At 43.4% G+C, this 16,327-nt stretch carries 15 protein-coding genes, 12 tRNA genes and 2 pseudogenes; 22 read left to right on the top strand and 7 right to left on the bottom strand.

Going from position 1 to position 16,327, the window contains the following annotated elements; genetic code table 11:
• Nucleotides 1–6: 6 nt before the first annotated feature.
• Both HNQ34_RS02025 and HNQ34_RS02020 read right to left on the bottom strand, forming a co-directional pair.
• Nucleotides 7–444 carry an Hsp20/alpha crystallin family protein gene (locus HNQ34_RS02025; RefSeq protein WP_183251061.1) on the bottom strand — a complete coding sequence of 146 codons (438 nt, stop codon included), beginning with the start codon at nucleotides 442–444 and terminating at the stop codon, nucleotides 7–9.
• Between the two features lie 97 nt (nucleotides 445–541).
• Complete coding sequence (locus tag HNQ34_RS02020) at nucleotides 542–823, bottom strand: hypothetical protein (RefSeq protein WP_183251060.1); 282 nt, start codon at nucleotides 821–823, stop codon at nucleotides 542–544.
• Between the two features lie 189 nt (nucleotides 824–1,012).
• Between HNQ34_RS02020 and HNQ34_RS02015 the strand changes: the two genes are divergently transcribed.
• The 18 genes and pseudogenes from HNQ34_RS02015 (at nucleotide 1,013) to HNQ34_RS01930 (ending at nucleotide 9,531) form a co-directional block, all read left to right on the top strand.
• Nucleotides 1,013–1,636: a PepSY domain-containing protein gene (locus tag HNQ34_RS02015; protein WP_183251059.1), complete on the top strand. Its 624-nt coding sequence runs from the start codon at nucleotides 1,013–1,015 to the stop codon at nucleotides 1,634–1,636.
• Between the two features lie 120 nt (nucleotides 1,637–1,756).
• Nucleotides 1,757–2,287: a hypothetical protein gene (locus HNQ34_RS02010; RefSeq protein ID WP_183251058.1), complete on the top strand. Its 531-nt coding sequence runs from the start codon at nucleotides 1,757–1,759 to the stop codon at nucleotides 2,285–2,287.
• A gap of 13 nt (nucleotides 2,288–2,300) precedes the next feature.
• Nucleotides 2,301–2,975 carry a response regulator transcription factor gene (locus HNQ34_RS02005; protein ID WP_183251057.1) on the top strand — a complete coding sequence of 225 codons (675 nt, stop codon included), beginning with the start codon at nucleotides 2,301–2,303 and terminating at the stop codon, nucleotides 2,973–2,975.
• On the top strand, nucleotides 2,972–4,351 hold the full coding sequence (locus HNQ34_RS02000) for a HAMP domain-containing sensor histidine kinase (protein WP_183251056.1): 1,380 nt from the start codon (nucleotides 2,972–2,974) through the stop codon (nucleotides 4,349–4,351). Before HNQ34_RS02005 ends, HNQ34_RS02000 begins: the two co-directional genes overlap by 4 nt.
• 1,114 nt (nucleotides 4,352–5,465) lie before the next feature.
• A pseudogene (locus HNQ34_RS01995) lies at nucleotides 5,466–6,060 on the top strand (DedA family protein).
• A gap of 85 nt (nucleotides 6,061–6,145) precedes the next feature.
• Nucleotides 6,146–7,285 (top strand): MGDG synthase family glycosyltransferase, encoded by a 1,140-nt coding sequence (locus tag HNQ34_RS01990; protein WP_183251055.1) that lies wholly within the window; start codon nucleotides 6,146–6,148, stop codon nucleotides 7,283–7,285.
• Nucleotides 7,286–8,108: 823 nt separating this feature from the next.
• A tRNA-Pro gene (locus tag HNQ34_RS01985) sits at nucleotides 8,109–8,182 on the top strand.
• A 16-nt stretch (nucleotides 8,183–8,198) separates the two neighbouring features.
• Nucleotides 8,199–8,271, top strand: a tRNA-Ala gene (locus HNQ34_RS01980).
• A gap of 5 nt (nucleotides 8,272–8,276) precedes the next feature.
• A tRNA-Ser gene (locus tag HNQ34_RS01975) sits at nucleotides 8,277–8,369 on the top strand.
• Nucleotides 8,370–8,751: 382 nt separating this feature from the next.
• Nucleotides 8,752–8,824, top strand: a tRNA-Phe gene (locus tag HNQ34_RS01970).
• 8 nt (nucleotides 8,825–8,832) lie between these two features.
• A tRNA-Tyr gene (locus tag HNQ34_RS01965) sits at nucleotides 8,833–8,914 on the top strand.
• Nucleotides 8,915–8,923: 9 nt separating this feature from the next.
• A tRNA-Trp gene (locus HNQ34_RS01960) sits at nucleotides 8,924–8,994 on the top strand.
• Nucleotides 8,995–9,001: 7 nt separating this feature from the next.
• Nucleotides 9,002–9,077, top strand: a tRNA-His gene (locus HNQ34_RS01955).
• 22 nt (nucleotides 9,078–9,099) lie between these two features.
• A tRNA-Gln gene (locus HNQ34_RS01950) sits at nucleotides 9,100–9,174 on the top strand.
• 3 nt (nucleotides 9,175–9,177) lie between these two features.
• Nucleotides 9,178–9,249: transfer RNA gene (locus HNQ34_RS01945), tRNA-Gly, on the top strand.
• Between the two features lie 6 nt (nucleotides 9,250–9,255).
• Nucleotides 9,256–9,326: transfer RNA gene (locus tag HNQ34_RS01940), tRNA-Cys, on the top strand.
• A 25-nt stretch (nucleotides 9,327–9,351) separates the two neighbouring features.
• Nucleotides 9,352–9,422: transfer RNA gene (locus HNQ34_RS01935), tRNA-Gly, on the top strand.
• 35 nt (nucleotides 9,423–9,457) lie between these two features.
• Nucleotides 9,458–9,531 (top strand) — tRNA-Arg (locus HNQ34_RS01930).
• Between the two features lie 77 nt (nucleotides 9,532–9,608).
• Here HNQ34_RS01930 and HNQ34_RS01925 read toward each other — a convergent pair.
• From HNQ34_RS01925 to HNQ34_RS17380, 3 genes are all read right to left on the bottom strand, one after another.
• Nucleotides 9,609–10,850 (bottom strand): aminopeptidase, encoded by a 1,242-nt coding sequence (locus tag HNQ34_RS01925; protein WP_183251054.1) that lies wholly within the window; start codon nucleotides 10,848–10,850, stop codon nucleotides 9,609–9,611.
• Between the two features lie 98 nt (nucleotides 10,851–10,948).
• A complete protein-coding gene (locus tag HNQ34_RS01920) occupies nucleotides 10,949–11,236 on the bottom strand; it encodes a winged helix-turn-helix transcriptional regulator (protein WP_183251322.1) in 288 nt (95 codons plus the stop codon).
• Between the two features lie 198 nt (nucleotides 11,237–11,434).
• On the bottom strand, nucleotides 11,435–11,632 hold the full coding sequence (locus HNQ34_RS17380) for a diguanylate cyclase (RefSeq protein WP_246363682.1): 198 nt from the start codon (nucleotides 11,630–11,632) through the stop codon (nucleotides 11,435–11,437).
• Between the two features lie 208 nt (nucleotides 11,633–11,840).
• Here HNQ34_RS17380 and HNQ34_RS01910 point away from each other — a divergent pair, with 208 nt between their 5' ends.
• On the top strand, nucleotides 11,841–12,347 hold the full coding sequence (locus HNQ34_RS01910) for a DoxX family protein (protein WP_183251053.1): 507 nt from the start codon (nucleotides 11,841–11,843) through the stop codon (nucleotides 12,345–12,347).
• 250 nt (nucleotides 12,348–12,597) lie between these two features.
• Nucleotides 12,598–12,829, top strand: a pseudogene (locus tag HNQ34_RS17910) (SdpI family protein); the annotation flags it as partial.
• 262 nt (nucleotides 12,830–13,091) lie between these two features.
• On the opposite strand, the gene HNQ34_RS01900 reads toward HNQ34_RS17910, so the two are convergent.
• Both HNQ34_RS01900 and HNQ34_RS01895 read right to left on the bottom strand, forming a co-directional pair.
• Nucleotides 13,092–13,427 carry a hypothetical protein gene (locus tag HNQ34_RS01900; RefSeq protein ID WP_183251052.1) on the bottom strand — a complete coding sequence of 112 codons (336 nt, stop codon included), beginning with the start codon at nucleotides 13,425–13,427 and terminating at the stop codon, nucleotides 13,092–13,094.
• Between the two features lie 353 nt (nucleotides 13,428–13,780).
• The gene (locus tag HNQ34_RS01895) at nucleotides 13,781–14,059 is read right to left on the bottom strand and encodes a hypothetical protein (protein WP_183251051.1); all 279 of its coding nucleotides are present in this window, start codon (nucleotides 14,057–14,059) and stop codon (nucleotides 13,781–13,783) included.
• A gap of 192 nt (nucleotides 14,060–14,251) precedes the next feature.
• Between HNQ34_RS01895 and bioF the strand changes: the two genes are divergently transcribed.
• Both bioF and HNQ34_RS01885 read left to right on the top strand, forming a co-directional pair.
• A complete protein-coding gene (bioF, locus tag HNQ34_RS01890; protein WP_183251050.1) occupies nucleotides 14,252–15,421 on the top strand; it encodes an 8-amino-7-oxononanoate synthase in 1,170 nt (389 codons plus the stop codon).
• Nucleotides 15,418–16,161, top strand: coding sequence for an alpha/beta fold hydrolase (locus HNQ34_RS01885; protein ID WP_183251049.1), 744 nt, complete (start codon nucleotides 15,418–15,420; stop codon nucleotides 16,159–16,161). The genes bioF and HNQ34_RS01885 overlap by 4 nt, the downstream gene beginning before the upstream one ends.
• The last annotated feature ends 166 nt before the right edge of the window (nucleotides 16,162–16,327 follow it).

Below are 16,327 nucleotides of genomic sequence, written 5' to 3'. Positions count from 1 at the left end.
CTTTTTTTAATGGAATTGGATGTCGATCTTTTTCCGCTGGTCGGACGCGATTTTTGGAATGCGAATGTCGAGTACGCCGTTTTTGTACGTCGCATGAATTTGGTCCGCGGAAGCGTTAGCCGGTAGCGGAATCGAGCGTTGGAAGCGGCCAAAAAAGCGCTCACGGCGATGCATGTGCTCTTCTTTAATCGTTTCATTGCGCTGAATCGTCCCGCTAATTGTTAACACGTTGTTGTGCACGTCAATATGAACGTCTTCTTTCCGCTCAAGTCCCGGAAGATCGCACGAAACGATATACTCGCTTTCTGTTTCATGCATATCGATGCGCGGCATGAGCATTTCATCAGCGTGAAAAAGAGATGGAAAATCAGTGGTAAAAAAACGGTTTAAATCGCGTCTCATCGCCTCGAAATGACGAAACGGATCATAAGGAACTAAAGGCATTTAAACTCCTCCTTTCGTGATGTCGGTACATAGTTTGTTCAACTTCGTTTGTTTTATGACAAACGAATGAAAAAAGTAAGCGGTTTGCGCTTACCTTTTACAGAGCAATATATTCCATCACTTCTAAATGTCGCTCAATTAAAGCGAGTTTTTCGGTTTCCGTTAACGGTGCGGCCATGATTCGCTTCACCGCGTAATGGAATTTCACTTCTGGAGCTTGCCGGACGCGCGGATGAGTCATTTCATCGCGCAGTTCTTTTTCTATTGCCTCATAAAGAAGTGATTTACAGCTTTCCTCCGTAAGCTCTTCGTCTTTGGCCAGCGACCGGTTCGACCAAAGCGAGCGGTAGGCTGCGAATAACTGAACAAACGTGAGCACGAAAATCCCCCTTTGTCAATGCTTGAGATACGCGATTACAATTATAAAAGATACAAGAAGAGAAAGAAAATGTTAAAAATTTTTCATGAAAGTATTATCGCTTGTTCATATCGGTTTTTCGTTCGTCTCATTTAAGAAAGGTACGATCATTACTGTCAAACGATTTTATAATACGAGGAGGAAAACGACATGAACAAAAAATTTTTAATCCCTGCATTAGCACTTTCAATTGTTGGAGGTGGAATGATCGGCGCCGCTCTCAAACATGATGCGTTTGCGGCAAGCCAAACAGCGCCAGCGTCAAACAAAGAAGTGTCTGAACAACAAGAGAAAGATCAATTGCAAGCAACAGCGAAAATCACGGAGAAGCAAGCGATCGCCATTGCGCTTCAACATGTAAAAGGACAAGAAAATGGGACAGAACTTGAAAATGAAGATGGTGTTGTCGTATATGCGGTAGAGGTAAAAGGTGAGCAAGGAAAGTTGTACGATGTTAAAGTTGATGCTCAAACAGGTGCTGTTGTGAACATTGATCAAAACGATCAAGACAAAAACGAGGGGGAATATAGCGACAAGGAAACAAACGATGATCAAAATGGCGGCGAAGCGGATTCGGTAAAAATCACGAAAGAAGAAGCCACCAACATCGCTTTACATGAAGTAAGCGGAGAGATCAAAGAAGTGGATGTAGAAAAGGAAAACAATGAAGCGGTTTACAGCGTAACCATTCAAACGAAACAAGGAAAACAAGAAGTCAAAATTGATGCAGAAACAGGAAAAGTATTGAAAGTAGAAGCAGATGATCAAAACTAATATTCAATCGGCTCCTTCGAGACATTCGGAGGAGCTGATTTTATGAAAAAAATTTCATTTGTTTTACCTTTTCTCTTTATGAAAGTACGGTATGATAAGCCCAAAAGGGAGTGAAAGTAAATGAGAGCTGTTTTCTCACATCACCTGTTTCATTTATTCATAAAAATAGTTGGAGCGTTGTTAGTAGCTTTAAGTGTGACGATGTTTATTTTAGTGCTGTTAACAGGGCAAAGCGAAGCTTATAAAGAAATATATAAATTTTTAGGCAGTTTAGCGGAATTTAGTGCGATCGCCGGCGGGAGCTTATGGCTTATCCGCCACGGTTTCATCCAGTTGAAAAAACGAAACATAACGTGGCAGCATCACGTAAAAGAATGGTTTTTGTTTTTCAGAAAATATCATACACTATTCGGTTGGATTACGTTTTTGCTTGTGATGAGCCATGGTACTTACTTTTTATTTAGCGGTTTTGATAGAATAGGAAGGGTATATAGCGGAATCGGGGCGTTCGTCAGTTTAATATTGGTTGTCGCCTTCGGATATGTTTTGCAGTGGTTTGGAAAAGGGAAAAACGGAAAAAGCTATAAAAAAATGCACCAATGGGTCGCGCTTTTATTCGGGATTAGCTTAGTTATTCATTTGCTCATGTAAGGTAGGGGGTAATATGTACCACATTTTAATCATTGAAGACGAAGAAGGATTAGCGGAATTTCTAGAGCTTGAACTGAAATATGAAGGATACGAAGTGGATGTAGCGTATGATGGGAGGCAGGGGCTTGAACTTGCGTTGAAGCAAGACTATCATGTCATTTTACTTGATTTGATGTTGCTTGGGTTGAATGGAGTCGAAGTTTGCCGTCGTGTACGGCACGTCAAAGATACGCCGATTATTATGTTAACTGCTAGAGACAGTGTGATGGATCGCGTCATGGGACTAGATAGCGGAGCGGATGATTATGTAGTCAAACCGTTTGCGATCGAAGAGTTATTGGCGAGGATTCGTGTGATTCTTCGCCGACAGGAAAAAAAGGAAACAAGGCCGCTCGTTTTAACGTTTAAAGATCTTGAATTGGATGTGGAATCACGGGTGCTCAAACGTGGAACCGATATGATCGAGCTAACGAACAAAGAGTTTGAACTTCTTTCAATGTTTATGAAAAACATTAATCGTGTGCTGACTCGTGAAGTGCTGTTAGATCAAGTATGGGGATATGATTCTGTCATCGAAACGAACGTAGTGGACGTGTACGTTCGGTATTTGCGAAATAAGCTGAACGCAGAAGATAAAGAACAATATATCCAGACGGTTCGCGGCGTCGGATATGTGATGAGAGAATGATCAAAAAACTCCCGGTCAAATGGAAGCTAACAATTTGGTCTTCTGTTCTATTGTGCATGTTGTTTGTATCCTATAACATTTTGCAGTATGTAGTCATTGAAAAGTGGAGCATCAATTACGAAAAGCAAAACAGTAAGCATCAACTGACGGAAATCGAAGCATTTTTGAAGGAAAAGTCGATACGAGATCCTTTGGAGCTACGACGATACGCCCAATATTTTGCCGCGATTAATGAAAAAAACCAATTGATTCGGATTTTGGATATGAAAGGGAAGCCGGTGTTCGAAGTTTCTCATTTCGTCCCGAGCAGCTGGGTCAAACCGAAAACAGTGGCATCTTTACAATATGAAATGGTGTATCACCGCGAAGATCGGTTATTGATTCTTCGTTCTCCGATGACTGTGTTTCCAGGGACGATTGAAATTGTTCGTAACATGGAAACGTTCGATGATTTTCGGGATACGATTTTTTTTGTGATGGTAGCAACGGGTGCAGGTGCTGTGATTTTGAGCTTTTTAGGCGGAACGATTATTGCCAAACAACTTCTTGTCAACGTTCAAGCGATGACGAATACGGTGCAAAGAATTAAAAAAAATGGATTGAATGAGCGCGTGCCTGTCAATGACACAAATGATGAACTCGCACAGCTCGGCAAGCTTTTTAATGACCTAATGGACGATTTAGAACAATCGTTTTTACAACAAAAGCAGTTTGTCGAAGATGCGTCGCATGAGCTAAGAACACCATTAACGATCATTAAAGGACATTTAACGATGTTAAATCGTTGGGGAAAGCATGATCCGGATGTATTAAACAAATCGTTACAGTCCAGTTTAAAAGAAGTGGAACGGCTCAATCAATTAGTACAGGAACTGTTAGAGCTATCACGTGCCGAATCGGAAGCGCCCAATATGACAGAATGGGAGATGGTTGACGCGCGCTCGGTTATGGATTCGGTCATTCGAAATTTTGAAAGCGCATATGCTGATTACACATTTCGGCAAATGCGGAGCGAACCAGCATATATTCGTATTGTTGCACGTCATTTAGAACAAATTTTTGTCATTTTATTGGACAATGCGGTGAAATATAGCCAAGAATCAAAGAAAGAAATCCATGTTTCCTTGTATCAAGAGGACGATGTGGCCAAAATAGAAATAAAAGATTTTGGAATCGGGATTCCACAAGCGGATCTTCCTTACGTCTTTCACCGATTTTATCGAGTGGACAAAGCTCGTAGCAGAAAACAAGGTGGAAACGGCCTCGGACTTTCCATTGCAAAGCGTCTCGTCGAAAAATATGGCGGAACGATTTCCATCGAAAGCAAAGAAGGTCAAGGAACGACGGTTACCGTGACATTTCCTATTATGAAGTGAGAGCGGGAAAAAGAAGATCCACTTCAAAATGAGGAAGAACGATTCGCCACAAGAAATTAATGTTTCTCGTATATCTTGTTGATTAACCAACAAAACAAGTTATCATATTGAGTAACCGGTTTAGTTAACAGTGGAGAATGTGACTTGACGACAGACTATCGATTGTTTTGTATATTATGGTGGTATAGGAGAGGGTTCCATCACTTTTGGGACACCTTTTTTTGCGGTTATTTTTATTAATGCGCACTTTCCAAAAAACTATGGTCTTTTTATAAATACATGAGGTGAGTAACGTGTTGTAAGGCAACTGACATCTCGAAAAAAAGAACGGATGGCCATTGTTGATGATCTCAGTTTAGTTGATCGGACAATTTTATTCATGAGTATGGGTTTTGGAGATATATTGAAAAAATTCGTCAATCAACGACAAGACAGCGATACGATTGAAGAAAATGTAGACAATATGCAACAGAAAGAACGGGTGAGCGCATGAATCACCCCTTCTTTTGTTTATTGCTCATTGGACTCAACAACACGGCGGTAGGGCTGTCTTCGATGGATACACTTCTTTATCTGGTCCACTTTTTCCATTGGTGAACGACGTCAACAGGCAATACGATCGGTGTCAGTCGTAACTATACTGATTGCCAATAGCGCTGTTCGTTTTGTGATTGTCATTATGGCGTGCTACTCGTTTCTTACTTCCTTAGAAAACAACTTGCACACATTGGGCGATGGACACTATTGCAATTGTACCCCACTAGTATACAGGCAATGTGGTTGTTTTATTTGGTACCGCCCTTTATACCGTTCTCAATTATGTTGGTCAAAAACGATTCGTGTTCTCTAAATAAAAACGAATAGAGTGGCAATGTAGCGTGGGAGGATAATTTAATGATGAAAGAATTTGTTTATGAAGTGTTAACTAGGCGTGTTGATTAACCAATAAAAACCAGTTGTCATCGCTCTATTCCTAGCTTTTCTGCCGTTGTCGGCAAACGTACCGTTTGCCGACTGGGCATGCTGTACGCATGCCCCGGCGTTCTTGTTCGAGGGATGTGGCAGAAAAGCTTGTGTTCAGCTATACGATTCTCTGTTTTTAGTAAAATAATGGATAATCAACACTCATGTGTTAACAAATCTAACAAATTTAGGGGACTTAGGCATTGCGCTTGGATTGATGCTCGAAGTGATTCCAAGCGAAATCGTGTTGTTTTACGATGGATTCTTTGTCTTGCAAGGAAAAATTAATTTTGTTGGAGCGATCGTTACCGGAACAATCGGCGGCACAGTTGCGCAACTGTTTCTTTATTGGATGGGGTATTACGGAGGGAGGCCTTTTTACAGAAATACGGAAAATACTTTTTCATTCGGAAACGGCATATTGATATGTCCGAAGCGTGGTTCTCTCAATACGGATCGGGAGTCATTTTTACAGCTCGTTTTATTCCTATCGTCATGCTATTTCCATACCGGCAGGAATTTCGAGAATGTCTTTAATGAAATTTATATTGTACACTACTTTCGCCGTAATCCTTTGGTTCATCTTACTTGTGTATCTCGGTATGCAACTAGGAAACCGGTGGTAACACATCAATGAAGTAGCAAAACCGTATATTCAATCTTTTATGATGTTTGCTGCCTTTTTAACTTTCGTATACGTTTTGTTTACATTGTATAAAAAGAAGAACATGCGAAAGAAACTGTAAGTATGGACAAATCCTATATTTACGAAGAGTTTTTTGTTGACATTTTTACATTTATGTCAGTCCTTCATTTTGAAAGGAGTTAGCGATGATGAGAATTCTTTTATTACCATTGTTTCAAATGAGCTCTGGCCATCATAAAGTCGCTGACGCATTGATTGATTTTTTACAAACACAAATCCCAACCGTGTTTTGCAAAAAAATAGATTTTTTAAGCTATTGCAACGAATATATTGAAAAAATCGTTTCGGAAATGTATTTACGGTGGATTCGTTCCCATCCATCGTCGTATCATCGCGTGTATAAAGCGCTTATGTATCCGGATTTTCAGCGGTTAGAATTCGTTCACCTCGAGCTATGGCTGCCTTATTTCGAGCATAAAATGAAAAAGATGGTGGAAAAGGAGCAGCCAGAGCTGATTATTTGTACGCATTCTTTCCCATCGCGTATTTTGCAACGGTTGAAAAAACGAAAAGAAGTTCAAACTCCAGTCATCAACGTATATACCGATTTTTTTATGAACGGGATTTGGGGAAAACAGGGGATTGATTATCATTTTGTTCCCCACGCGGAGGCTAAGCAGGAGCTAGTGGCGAGATACTGCATAGAGGAGAAGCAAATTATCGTCACCGGTATTCCCGTCCATGAAACGTTCATGTCAAAAGGGGACGAAATGAAAGGAAAGCACGAGCAGTTTCACTTGCTGTTGGCAGGGGGAAATCAAGGACTTGGCAATATGATTGATTTTTTTGGGAAAATGGAAAATTCCTACTCGTTCCGCTATTCCGTTTTATGCGGGACGAATGAAAAACTATATGAAGAAATCGCAGGTTGGAAGCACCCGAATATCCGCCCTTTTCGATATATATGCGATATTGAAGAAATGAATCGGCTATATAATGAAGTCGATGCGATCATTACGAAGCCGGGCGGGGTAACGGTGAGCGAAGTATTGCATAAACGTTTACCGATTTTTACGATCGACTATTTGCCTGGTCAAGAGGAGATTAATTTACGCTATCTCGAAAAACATGGGCTGATTTACAATTTAACCGGATTAGAGCATTATGAACGGAAAATCGCTTATGTGCTCAGTAATGAAAAGGAGCAAAATCGCTTTGGCAAACGAGTTAACGGGTATTTTTCGCAAATCGAAAAAACGGCGCAAAACGCCTTAAAGGACATTGTGACGGTGTATCGAGAAGACCATCGTGTGCTCTTCCGCTAACAATAGATTGAACGCCTCGTGCAGTTGTCCGTTGATCATCATGAAGAGAAGCTTTTAGGAAATGAAGGTGTGAAGAGATGATTATTCGTGCGTTACGTGATATGTGAGCAATAACAGATCGATGATACGGATTACGGAATTTTGATGGGGTTTTATTTAAAGCCGAACACTAAAATCGCATCTGCTTGAAGTCACTACGTTTTTATCAAAATTTTAGCTTTATAAATTCATTTCCCAGAGAATTTTTGTTTTGAAATATTTTCTTCTGTTAGAGGATTAATGCTTCGGGCAATATGTTGAACATCTATTGCCCCATAACGGAGCGATTTACAGCTTCTTCTGTAAACGCTTCGTCTTTGATCAGCGGCCGGTTCGACCATAGTGACCGATACGTTTCAAACAGCTCAACAAATGTGAGCACGAAAATTTCTCTTCTTTGTCACGGCCCAAAATGCATAAAATTGTCATTATAGTCGATTGATCGAGAAAGGAAAAATAATATACATTGCAATAAACGAGTGACGATGAACAGTTAAGGCAATAGAGTAGACTTCCATAAAAAATATATTGACAAAATAATAATTATAAAATAAAATTTAAAGCGTCGTTAGTGAATGAAAGGATCAATTCGTCATAAAAAACGATATTGACAACTTGACGCCATTCATTATAATAATACTTGCTCACCATTTTTATGAATGCGGAAGTAGTTCATGTGGTAGAACACTACTTTGCCAAAGTGGGGGGTGCGGTTTCGAGTCCAGTTTTCGCTCCGTAGATCATAAAAATCAGCGTTGAGTTGTCCCAGCATATCTAAAAAAATCGGGAAGTAGCTCAGCTTGGTAGAGCACATGGTTCGGGTCCATGAGGTCGCAGGTTCAAATCCTGTCTTCCCGATCATTTAATATCTCTTGGGGCCTTAGCTCAGCTGGGAGAGCGCCTGCTTTGCACGCAGGAGGTCATCGGTTCGATCCCGATAGGCTCCATTTACGGAGGAGTACCCAAGCCTGGCTGAAGGGGTCGGTTTCGAAAACCGATAGGGGTGTAACAGCCTGCGGGGGTTCGAATCCCTCCTCCTCCGCCATACATATATATTTTCTTTTTGTACATAAATGAGCGACAAAACTACTAATTGCCCTAGAAGAAAAGACAAAATTTAGGCAATTATTATATTGCGGTTCGATAGTGACGAGCGAAATATTTGTGAATATGTTGCAAGTTGCCTTGACACACCTGTCATATTCGAATAGGCTAGAAGAGGCACAGTTGGCAGAGCAACGTGCAATGCTTCTATGAATGGGCAGCAAGTTGTCCCGACGCATAGAAGAGGAAAGGACACATCCGAATAATCATCTTTGAAATAACATCCGCGTACCGCTCGAGCCGCTGCTTGAATTGGCATGCTAAGAGTGGGACGAAGGACTGTGCGAAGCAGGTGCTGAATAAGATGAATATGTTAATATTACGGCTCGATAGCTCAGTCGGTAGAGCAAAGGACTGAAAATCCTTGTGTCGGCGGTTCGATTCCGTCTCGAGCCATCTTTTTTGGAGGGGTAGCGAAGTGGCCAAACGCGGCGGACTGTAAATCCGCTCCCAGTGGGTTCGGCGGTTCGAATCCGTCCCCCTCCATCGTTATATAGGGGCATAGTTTAATGGTAGAACAGAGGTCTCCAAAACCTCCGGTGTGGGTTCGATTCCTACTGCCCCTGTCACATGGCGGCTATGGCGAAGTGGTTAACGCACCAGATTGTGGCTCTGGCATGCGTGGGTTCGATTCCCACTAGTCGCCCCATAAGCTGCTTATAAACACATATTGGGGTATAGCCAAGCGGTAAGGCAACGGACTTTGACTCCGTGATGCGTTGGTTCGAATCCAGCTACCCCAGCCATATGCGGAAGTAGTTCAGTGGTAGAACACCACCTTGCCAAGGTGGGGGTCGCGGGTTCGAGTCCCGTCTTCCGCTTTTTACGGCGGCATAGCCAAGTGGTAAGGCAGAGGTCTGCAAAACCTTTACCCCCGGTTCGAATCCGGGTGCCGCCTTTATTCCCATAAACAACATTAATATGCGGGTGTAGTTTAATGGTAAAACTCCAGCTTCCCAAGCTGGCGTCGTGGGTTCGATTCCCATCACCCGCTTCCCGTTGCCTGTTTTCAACACTTTTCGAAATTATGTCCCAGTAGCTCAGCTGGATAGAGCAGCGGCCTTCTAAGCCGTCGGTCGGGAGTTCGAATCTCTCCTGGGACGCTAGACGCTAAAAATCCTCTTTCCAAAACCGGAAAGAGGATTTTTTGTATGGTTTCGGCTGTAAGCGGGGACGCCGGTCAATCTAATTCAAACGCCCAATTCCCATTACGGAAAATCGGTTCGCGTGTTCCGTCTTTTGTGATGCCATCAATGTTAAGCTCATTAGAGCCGATCATAAAGTCTGCGTGAATGAGGCTGTCGTTGACGCCGTATGTAGCCAACTCCTCTTTTGACATCGAGGCGCCGTCCCGAATATTCGTCGGATACGCTTTTCCGAGCGCAAGATGGCAAGCGGCGTTTTCATCAAATAACGTATTGTAAAAAATCAAATTCGATTCAGAAATCGGCGAGCGATGTGGAACGAGAGCAACTTCTCCTAAACGACGTGCACCTTCGTCCGTCTCTAGCAAATGTTTTAATGTTTCATATCCTGTTTCAGCTGTAAAATCAACAACTTTTCCATCTTGAAAGGTAAGTGTAAACCCATCAATGAGATTGCCGCCGTAGTTGAGCGGCTTAGTGTTGCGCACTGTTCCGTTTACGCCGTCTTTATGCGGCATCGTAAACACTTCTTCAGTCGGGATGTTCGGATTAAAGCGTATTCCGCTTTGGCTGACTGCTGCTCCGCCGTGCCATACGTGATTGTCGACGAGCTCGATCGTTAAGTTCGTTCCTGGCGCTTTGTAAACGAGCTGTCGATATTGCTTATTGTTTAAATACTTGACCATTTTTGCAAGCCTCTTGTTATGTACCTCCCAAGCACCGATCGGATCGTCTTCATGAACGCGCGTCACCGCAAAAATGACGTCCCATAATTTGTCGATCGCTTCCTGTTCCGATAAATGCGGGAAGATTTTTTTTGCCCACGCAGGGGTTGGCACAGAAATAATTGACCAACAGTTTTGGTCAGCCATTAAGGCGCTCCGATAGTTTTTCAACGCTTGTGAGGACGTTTTCGAAAATGTCGCAATTCGTTTCGGATCGATATCTTTCAATAAATCAGGGTTCGGTGAATAAATCGATAAAAACGCTGCGCCTTCTTGTGTGAGCTGCTCCATTCCTTGTGCGCGCCACATCGGATATTCTGAAAACGCTTCATCAGGGGCATGTTTGTATTTAATGTATGTAAGAACTTCGTCATTCCATTCGACGTATACGTGTTTGGCGCCAGCTTCGTATGCTTGTTTTGCGATTTTTCGAACGAGTATGGCTGCATCAAGCGGCGCATTGACAACGAGCGTTTGTCCTTCCTGGATATTAACGCCCATATGAACAGTCAATGCCGCATATTTGTCCAACTTTTGTTCAAAATGACTCATTTATCTTCCTCCTAATCCTTGCTGTGTATCCTTTACGATCATATCATTATAGAACGATCTACACAACGATGGCACTTAAAATAAAAGAGTTGCCCGGATTAGTCGGAGAACCCTTTTTCGTCTGCCCATGTTTGAGCCCATTGCTCGATTGCCTTGATCACTGGCTTCAATGCTCGTCCTTTTTCCGTTAATACATATTCAATACGTACAGGTGTTTCCGGATAGACGTTTCGTTCCACAATCCCCGCTTCTTCTAAATCTTTTAACCGTTCTGATAACAGCTTTCCGCTAATGGGAATCGATGATTCGATTTCTGAAAACCGCGTTTTTCCTTCTAATAGCTGGCTAATAATAAGCCCAACCCAGCGTTTGCTTAAAAGTTTCATGGCTGCTTCAAATTTCGGACAAAGGCTCGATGAAGCGCAAGGGACGGCTTTCTTTTTTGATTCACTCACGTCATTCACCTTCTCATCGTTCTGCTGTTTCGTATTTTCTCATAATTTGGTGATCGCATCAATACAAAAAGGAATCACTGATTGATTTATTGCCTTTATGAAAAAAACCGGCAAGCGGTGCCTTGCCGGTTACCGAAACGATGTGCCGATGCGGTTTCGGCCATTTTGTTTCGCTTTATATAGAGCTTCATCAGCAAGAGCGATGAGCTGTTTTATGTCTGAAGAAACATGTGGTTTCATCGTTGCTACTCCTAAACTGATCGTGACATAGCGGCTGACGATTTGTACATAATCATAATGGTGAATCGGATCGTCTAATACTTGCAACGCAACTCTTCCGTACCTAATTTAATTTTTTCTATATTATTTATTATGAGCAACGTTTCTGCAAAAGTTAAAAAAATCTTCCTCTCGTTCAAGGATTTGTCAAAGTTTTGTTGAGAAAATGTGAAATAATGATCAATCTCGCTAAGTTATTTAGAAAAAAGTGGTATGATATAAGTGTAAAAAGTAAAAAGTAAGGGGGAGATGGAACATGGTAGTAAAATGGTTGCGAGAACATGTTAGCGCTGCTGCCGTTTTGACGTTGTTCCGTTTATATCTTGGGTATGAGTGGTTGACAGCAGGATGGCGCAAATTGACGGGCGGATTTGACGCGACAGGATTTTTGAAAGGAGCGCTTTCCCAAGCATCAGGAGAGCATCCGGCGGTACAACGTTGGTGGGCCTCATTTATTGAAAATGTTGCTTTACCGAATGTTGGATTCTTTAACTTCCTTGTTCCATGGGGCGAAACGTTAGTCGGTATTGCGTTGCTTCTTGGTATATTCACAACATTCGCTGCTTTGATGGGGGCTGTGATGAATTTTGCCTTTATGTTTTCAGGAACGACAAGCACGAATCCGCAAATGGTTTTGTTGACTTTTTTCATTGTTGTTGCTGGCGCCAACGCCGGAAAATTTGGGCTTGACCATTGGGTGATCCCGTGTGTTCGAAAATATTTGAAAAAAAGACAGCGTCGACACATTGCATCTGTTTCATAAATCGTTGCTCAGGCGTAACCATTAAAAACAAGTTGACATCGCTCTATTCCTAGCTTTTCTGCCGTAGTCGGCTAAGCTCAGCTTGCCGACTGGGCATGCTGTACGCATGCCCTCCTCAAACAATGAACGCTTTGCGGGCAAATTCATTTGCCCGCTGGCGTTCTTGTTCGAGGGATGTGGCAGAAAAGCTTGTGTTCAGCCATACGATTCTGTATTTTTAAGTAAAATAATGGATAATCAACACTCGTGTTATATGCCAAAAGTTAAGCATAATTATTTCGTCAGAATTCGTACACCTTGGACACTTGCCAATGAAACACCGTTTGGAACAAAACGCATCGGTTGGGCGGAAAAGTGTTTGTATTGATAGGATTCGCCTTGATGCTGACAATGTTTTTTTGGAAGATAAATGAAAATTCCTCCTATTTATCATTATTACGATGATCGGCTATTTGTATGTCATTATTCATGAACTTGATTGATGGCGTGGAAGGAAATCGAAAAGCCCGAGGCGCTCGAGGTAAATGTCGGTCTTTAGTACAAAACAGGGGACGTCGAATTGCATATCGGTGTGGAAAAGCGCGACGGGTACAACAGCAAAAGCCAACTAGTATTTGAAGTGGAAAATAGCGAGGAAGTGAGCCGCTATTTAGAAGAAAACGGCGTGCCGACGTAAAATGAAAAGCCGATTCCAAGCGTTGCTGACCGTTTGGCAAGCGAATTGAGTTTTATCCCAAATGTCGATTAATACATGTTTAACACATTTTTAACCCGCTTGATTTCTTTTTTGTTGTCAAACAATTCTTCCACGAGAATTTTTTGGCCGTTCGCTACATCGGTGAGCTGTTTATCCATTTGGGCGATCTTTTGTCCGAATTGGTCAAACCGCTCATTCATTTCGGATAGTTGTTGCTTCGTGTGCTCAAACTGCTGATCGATTTGTTCGAACCGTTGGTCAATTTGTTCGAATCGTTGGTCAATTTGCTCAAACCGGCGATTTGTTTCTTCCATATGATTTTTTAGTTGATCCGCCAGCTCTTTAATGGCCTGCCAAATCATTTCATTTGTAATTTTCGACATTAGGGACGCTCCTTTCTTTTCATTATCTCTACCATTATACCATAATCCGGTCATCGAAACATGAATTTTTGTTAAGCGCTGTTTTTCCTCCATTCGGCAAGGCGTTTTGATTTGTCAACATTTCCCGTCTAAAAACGACGTATGATTTGTCCATCATTTTTGAAAAAAGGAAGTAAAAATGTGGGATCATTGAAAAAGTTGCTTGTAAAAAAGTATAATTCCTCGTCATTTTGAGGTCTTTTTTCGTGCTTTCATCAAACAATCAGTAAAGTTTAAGCCTCTTTGGTTGATTCATTACGGGCTTAAGATGGCTAAAGGGCTCACTCGAAACGAGTGAACCCTTTTTCATGCGTCTAGTCGTCTTCATCCATCAAATATTGTTCGAGAACATCATCATCAGCGGATGAGGTGTGCGAACGTTCATATCCTGACGAAATGGGTCCTAAGAGGCGGAATAAGGCAATAATGAGCGCTAAGCGGATGAGAATGCGCCGCAATCTTCCGGCGATCCGTACCCTCATGATCAGAAAGTCGCTCCCTACCGATAACAACGTCCCTGTGAAAGTGCCATGTACGGTAATGACCCGTATGTTGTGCCCCACTAAATGGCGGGCTTGTTGCATAAAATCCATCATCATCTTCCTCCTTTCCTTGCTTTTAGTAAATGCAAGAACAGTCGCCAAAGACACGGACAAACTTATCAGTGCAAACACGGATTTTACGGTGGCTGCGCCTGATAAAAAATGTTGTTGCCATCGGCCGTCTATGATACGATAAATGTAAACTTTATTGTTACATAAGGTTAACAAAAGGGGAGAGGACTTTTGTGGCAAGATTTCCATGCGCAACTGCAAGCGTTAGACGAAAAAGCGCAAAAGCGGAAACTGAGATGGACGAATCCGGACGGCTGTTTTGTATGGATGGATGGAAAAAAGATGTTCAATTTAGCCTCGAACAACTATTTAGGGCTTGCGAACGATGAGCGCTTGATCGAAGCGAGCGTTCAAGCAGCGAGGAAATATGGAGCGGGTGCGACTGCTTCCCGCCTCATTGTCGGGAATTTCCCGCTTTATGAGGAGGTGGAAGCAGCGCTCGCCCAATGGAAAGGAAGCGAAGCGGCGCTGATCATCAATAGCGGCTATAACGCCAACGTCGGCATTATTTCCGCATTGGCCGGACGGGATGACGTCATTTTCAGCGACAAGCTTAATCACGCCAGCATCATCGACGGTGCGATTTTAAGCCGTGCGGAAGTGAAACGGTATCGCCATAACGACATCGATCATTTAGAGTCGCTTTTGAAGAAAACAGACGGACGGAAGCGGAAAATCATCGTTACTGACACCGTTTTCAGCATGGATGGCGACATTGCGCCATTGTACGAACTCGTCCGCCTGAAAGAAGCATACGGTGCGCTTCTTATGATTGACGAAGCCCACTCAAGCGGCCTTTACGGCGAAAAAGGCGAAGGGCTTGCGCACCATCTTGACATTGTCGAACAGGTCGATATCCATATGGGCACCTTCAGCAAAGCATTAGGAGCGTTCGGGGCGTATGTGACAGGCAAAAAAGTGCTCATTGATTATTTGATCAACCATATGCGTTCATTTATTTTTACAACGGCGCTTCCGCCGGCGGCACTCGGAGCGATTCAAGCGGCGATTGCCGTCGTTCAACAAGAAAACGAACGGCGCGACCAGCTTCGCAAACTGAGCGTCTATTTTCGTACAAAGCTCCAGTCGCTCGGTTTTGACATCGGCGCAAGCGCGACGCAGATCGTGCCAATCATCATCGGCGACAACGAACGAACCGTTCAGTTCAGCCGTCATCTGCAAGAACGGGGCATTGCCGCGGTGGCGATTCGTCCGCCAACGGTTCCAGAAGGCACATCCCGCATTCGCTTTTCTTTGATGGCAACGATGACGAAAGAGCAGCTTGACTGGGCGCTTGACCAAATCGCTTTAGTCGGAAAAGAAATGGGTGTGATCAAATGAACGTCGTTTGCATTCCGGGCTGGGGCATGAAAGGAGAAATTTTCATGCCGCTTTTGCGCGCGTTATCGCCAGCCAGCAGCGCAGTGGTCGAATGGGAAGGCATCAAAACCGTTCATTGCTTTCGAAAGCGAGCCGAGCAAATGCTTGGCGATCGCTCGCTTGTCATCGGCTGGTCGCTCGGTGCACTTGTGGCGTTGGAATTGGCGCATATGTATCCGAAGCGTGTGGCCGGGCTCGTTCTAATCGGCGGAACGAGCCGTTTTGTGACCGATGACGACTACGAAGCTGGATGGCACCCGCGCATCGTCGAACGGATGAAAAAGCAGCTACAAAGACATCCAGATGAAACGATTGAGGCATTTTTAGCATCGTTATGGACGCAAGGGGAAACAGCGGACATTTCCGCTTTCGTTCACCGTGACAGAACGGATGAACTCGTTATTGGGCTTGATTATTTATTGGCGGCAGATGCCCGGCCGTTTTTACCGTCGATCCACATCCCGCTGCTTCTTATTCACGGCGAACAAGATGCGATTTGCCCGCCGGATGCCTCGCGCTATATGGCAGAACGTGTCCCGAATCCCGAACTTGTGTTTCTATCGGGCACTGGACATGTTCCGTTTGTGACAAAGACCGGTGTGTGTGCGCATCTTATTCGAACATGGGTAGGTCAACAACCCAACGACTCAAGTCGTGGGCTTGAACGCCCCATGTTGACCAGACCAAGACTTGAAACATAGTCTACGTTATCGATGTCATGACACGTCGGGGTGCTTCTCCAGCCCCGTCCTCTGTCGTGCAAGATTAAACAAGCGTGGTGGGTAGCGCTAGTGTTTTGCACCTAACAAGCATCGATCACATGGTCGAGGAGAACATGACCTGCGCCATGCAGAGGAAAGGAGAAAA

This window comes from Anoxybacteroides tepidamans, from assembly GCF_014201465.1.
In the GTDB taxonomy this organism is placed as follows: domain Bacteria; phylum Bacillota; class Bacilli; order Bacillales; family Anoxybacillaceae; genus Anoxybacteroides; species Anoxybacteroides tepidamans.
Note: the sequence above shows the minus strand (reverse complement) of the source record. Positions and strands in the feature narration are given on the sequence as shown.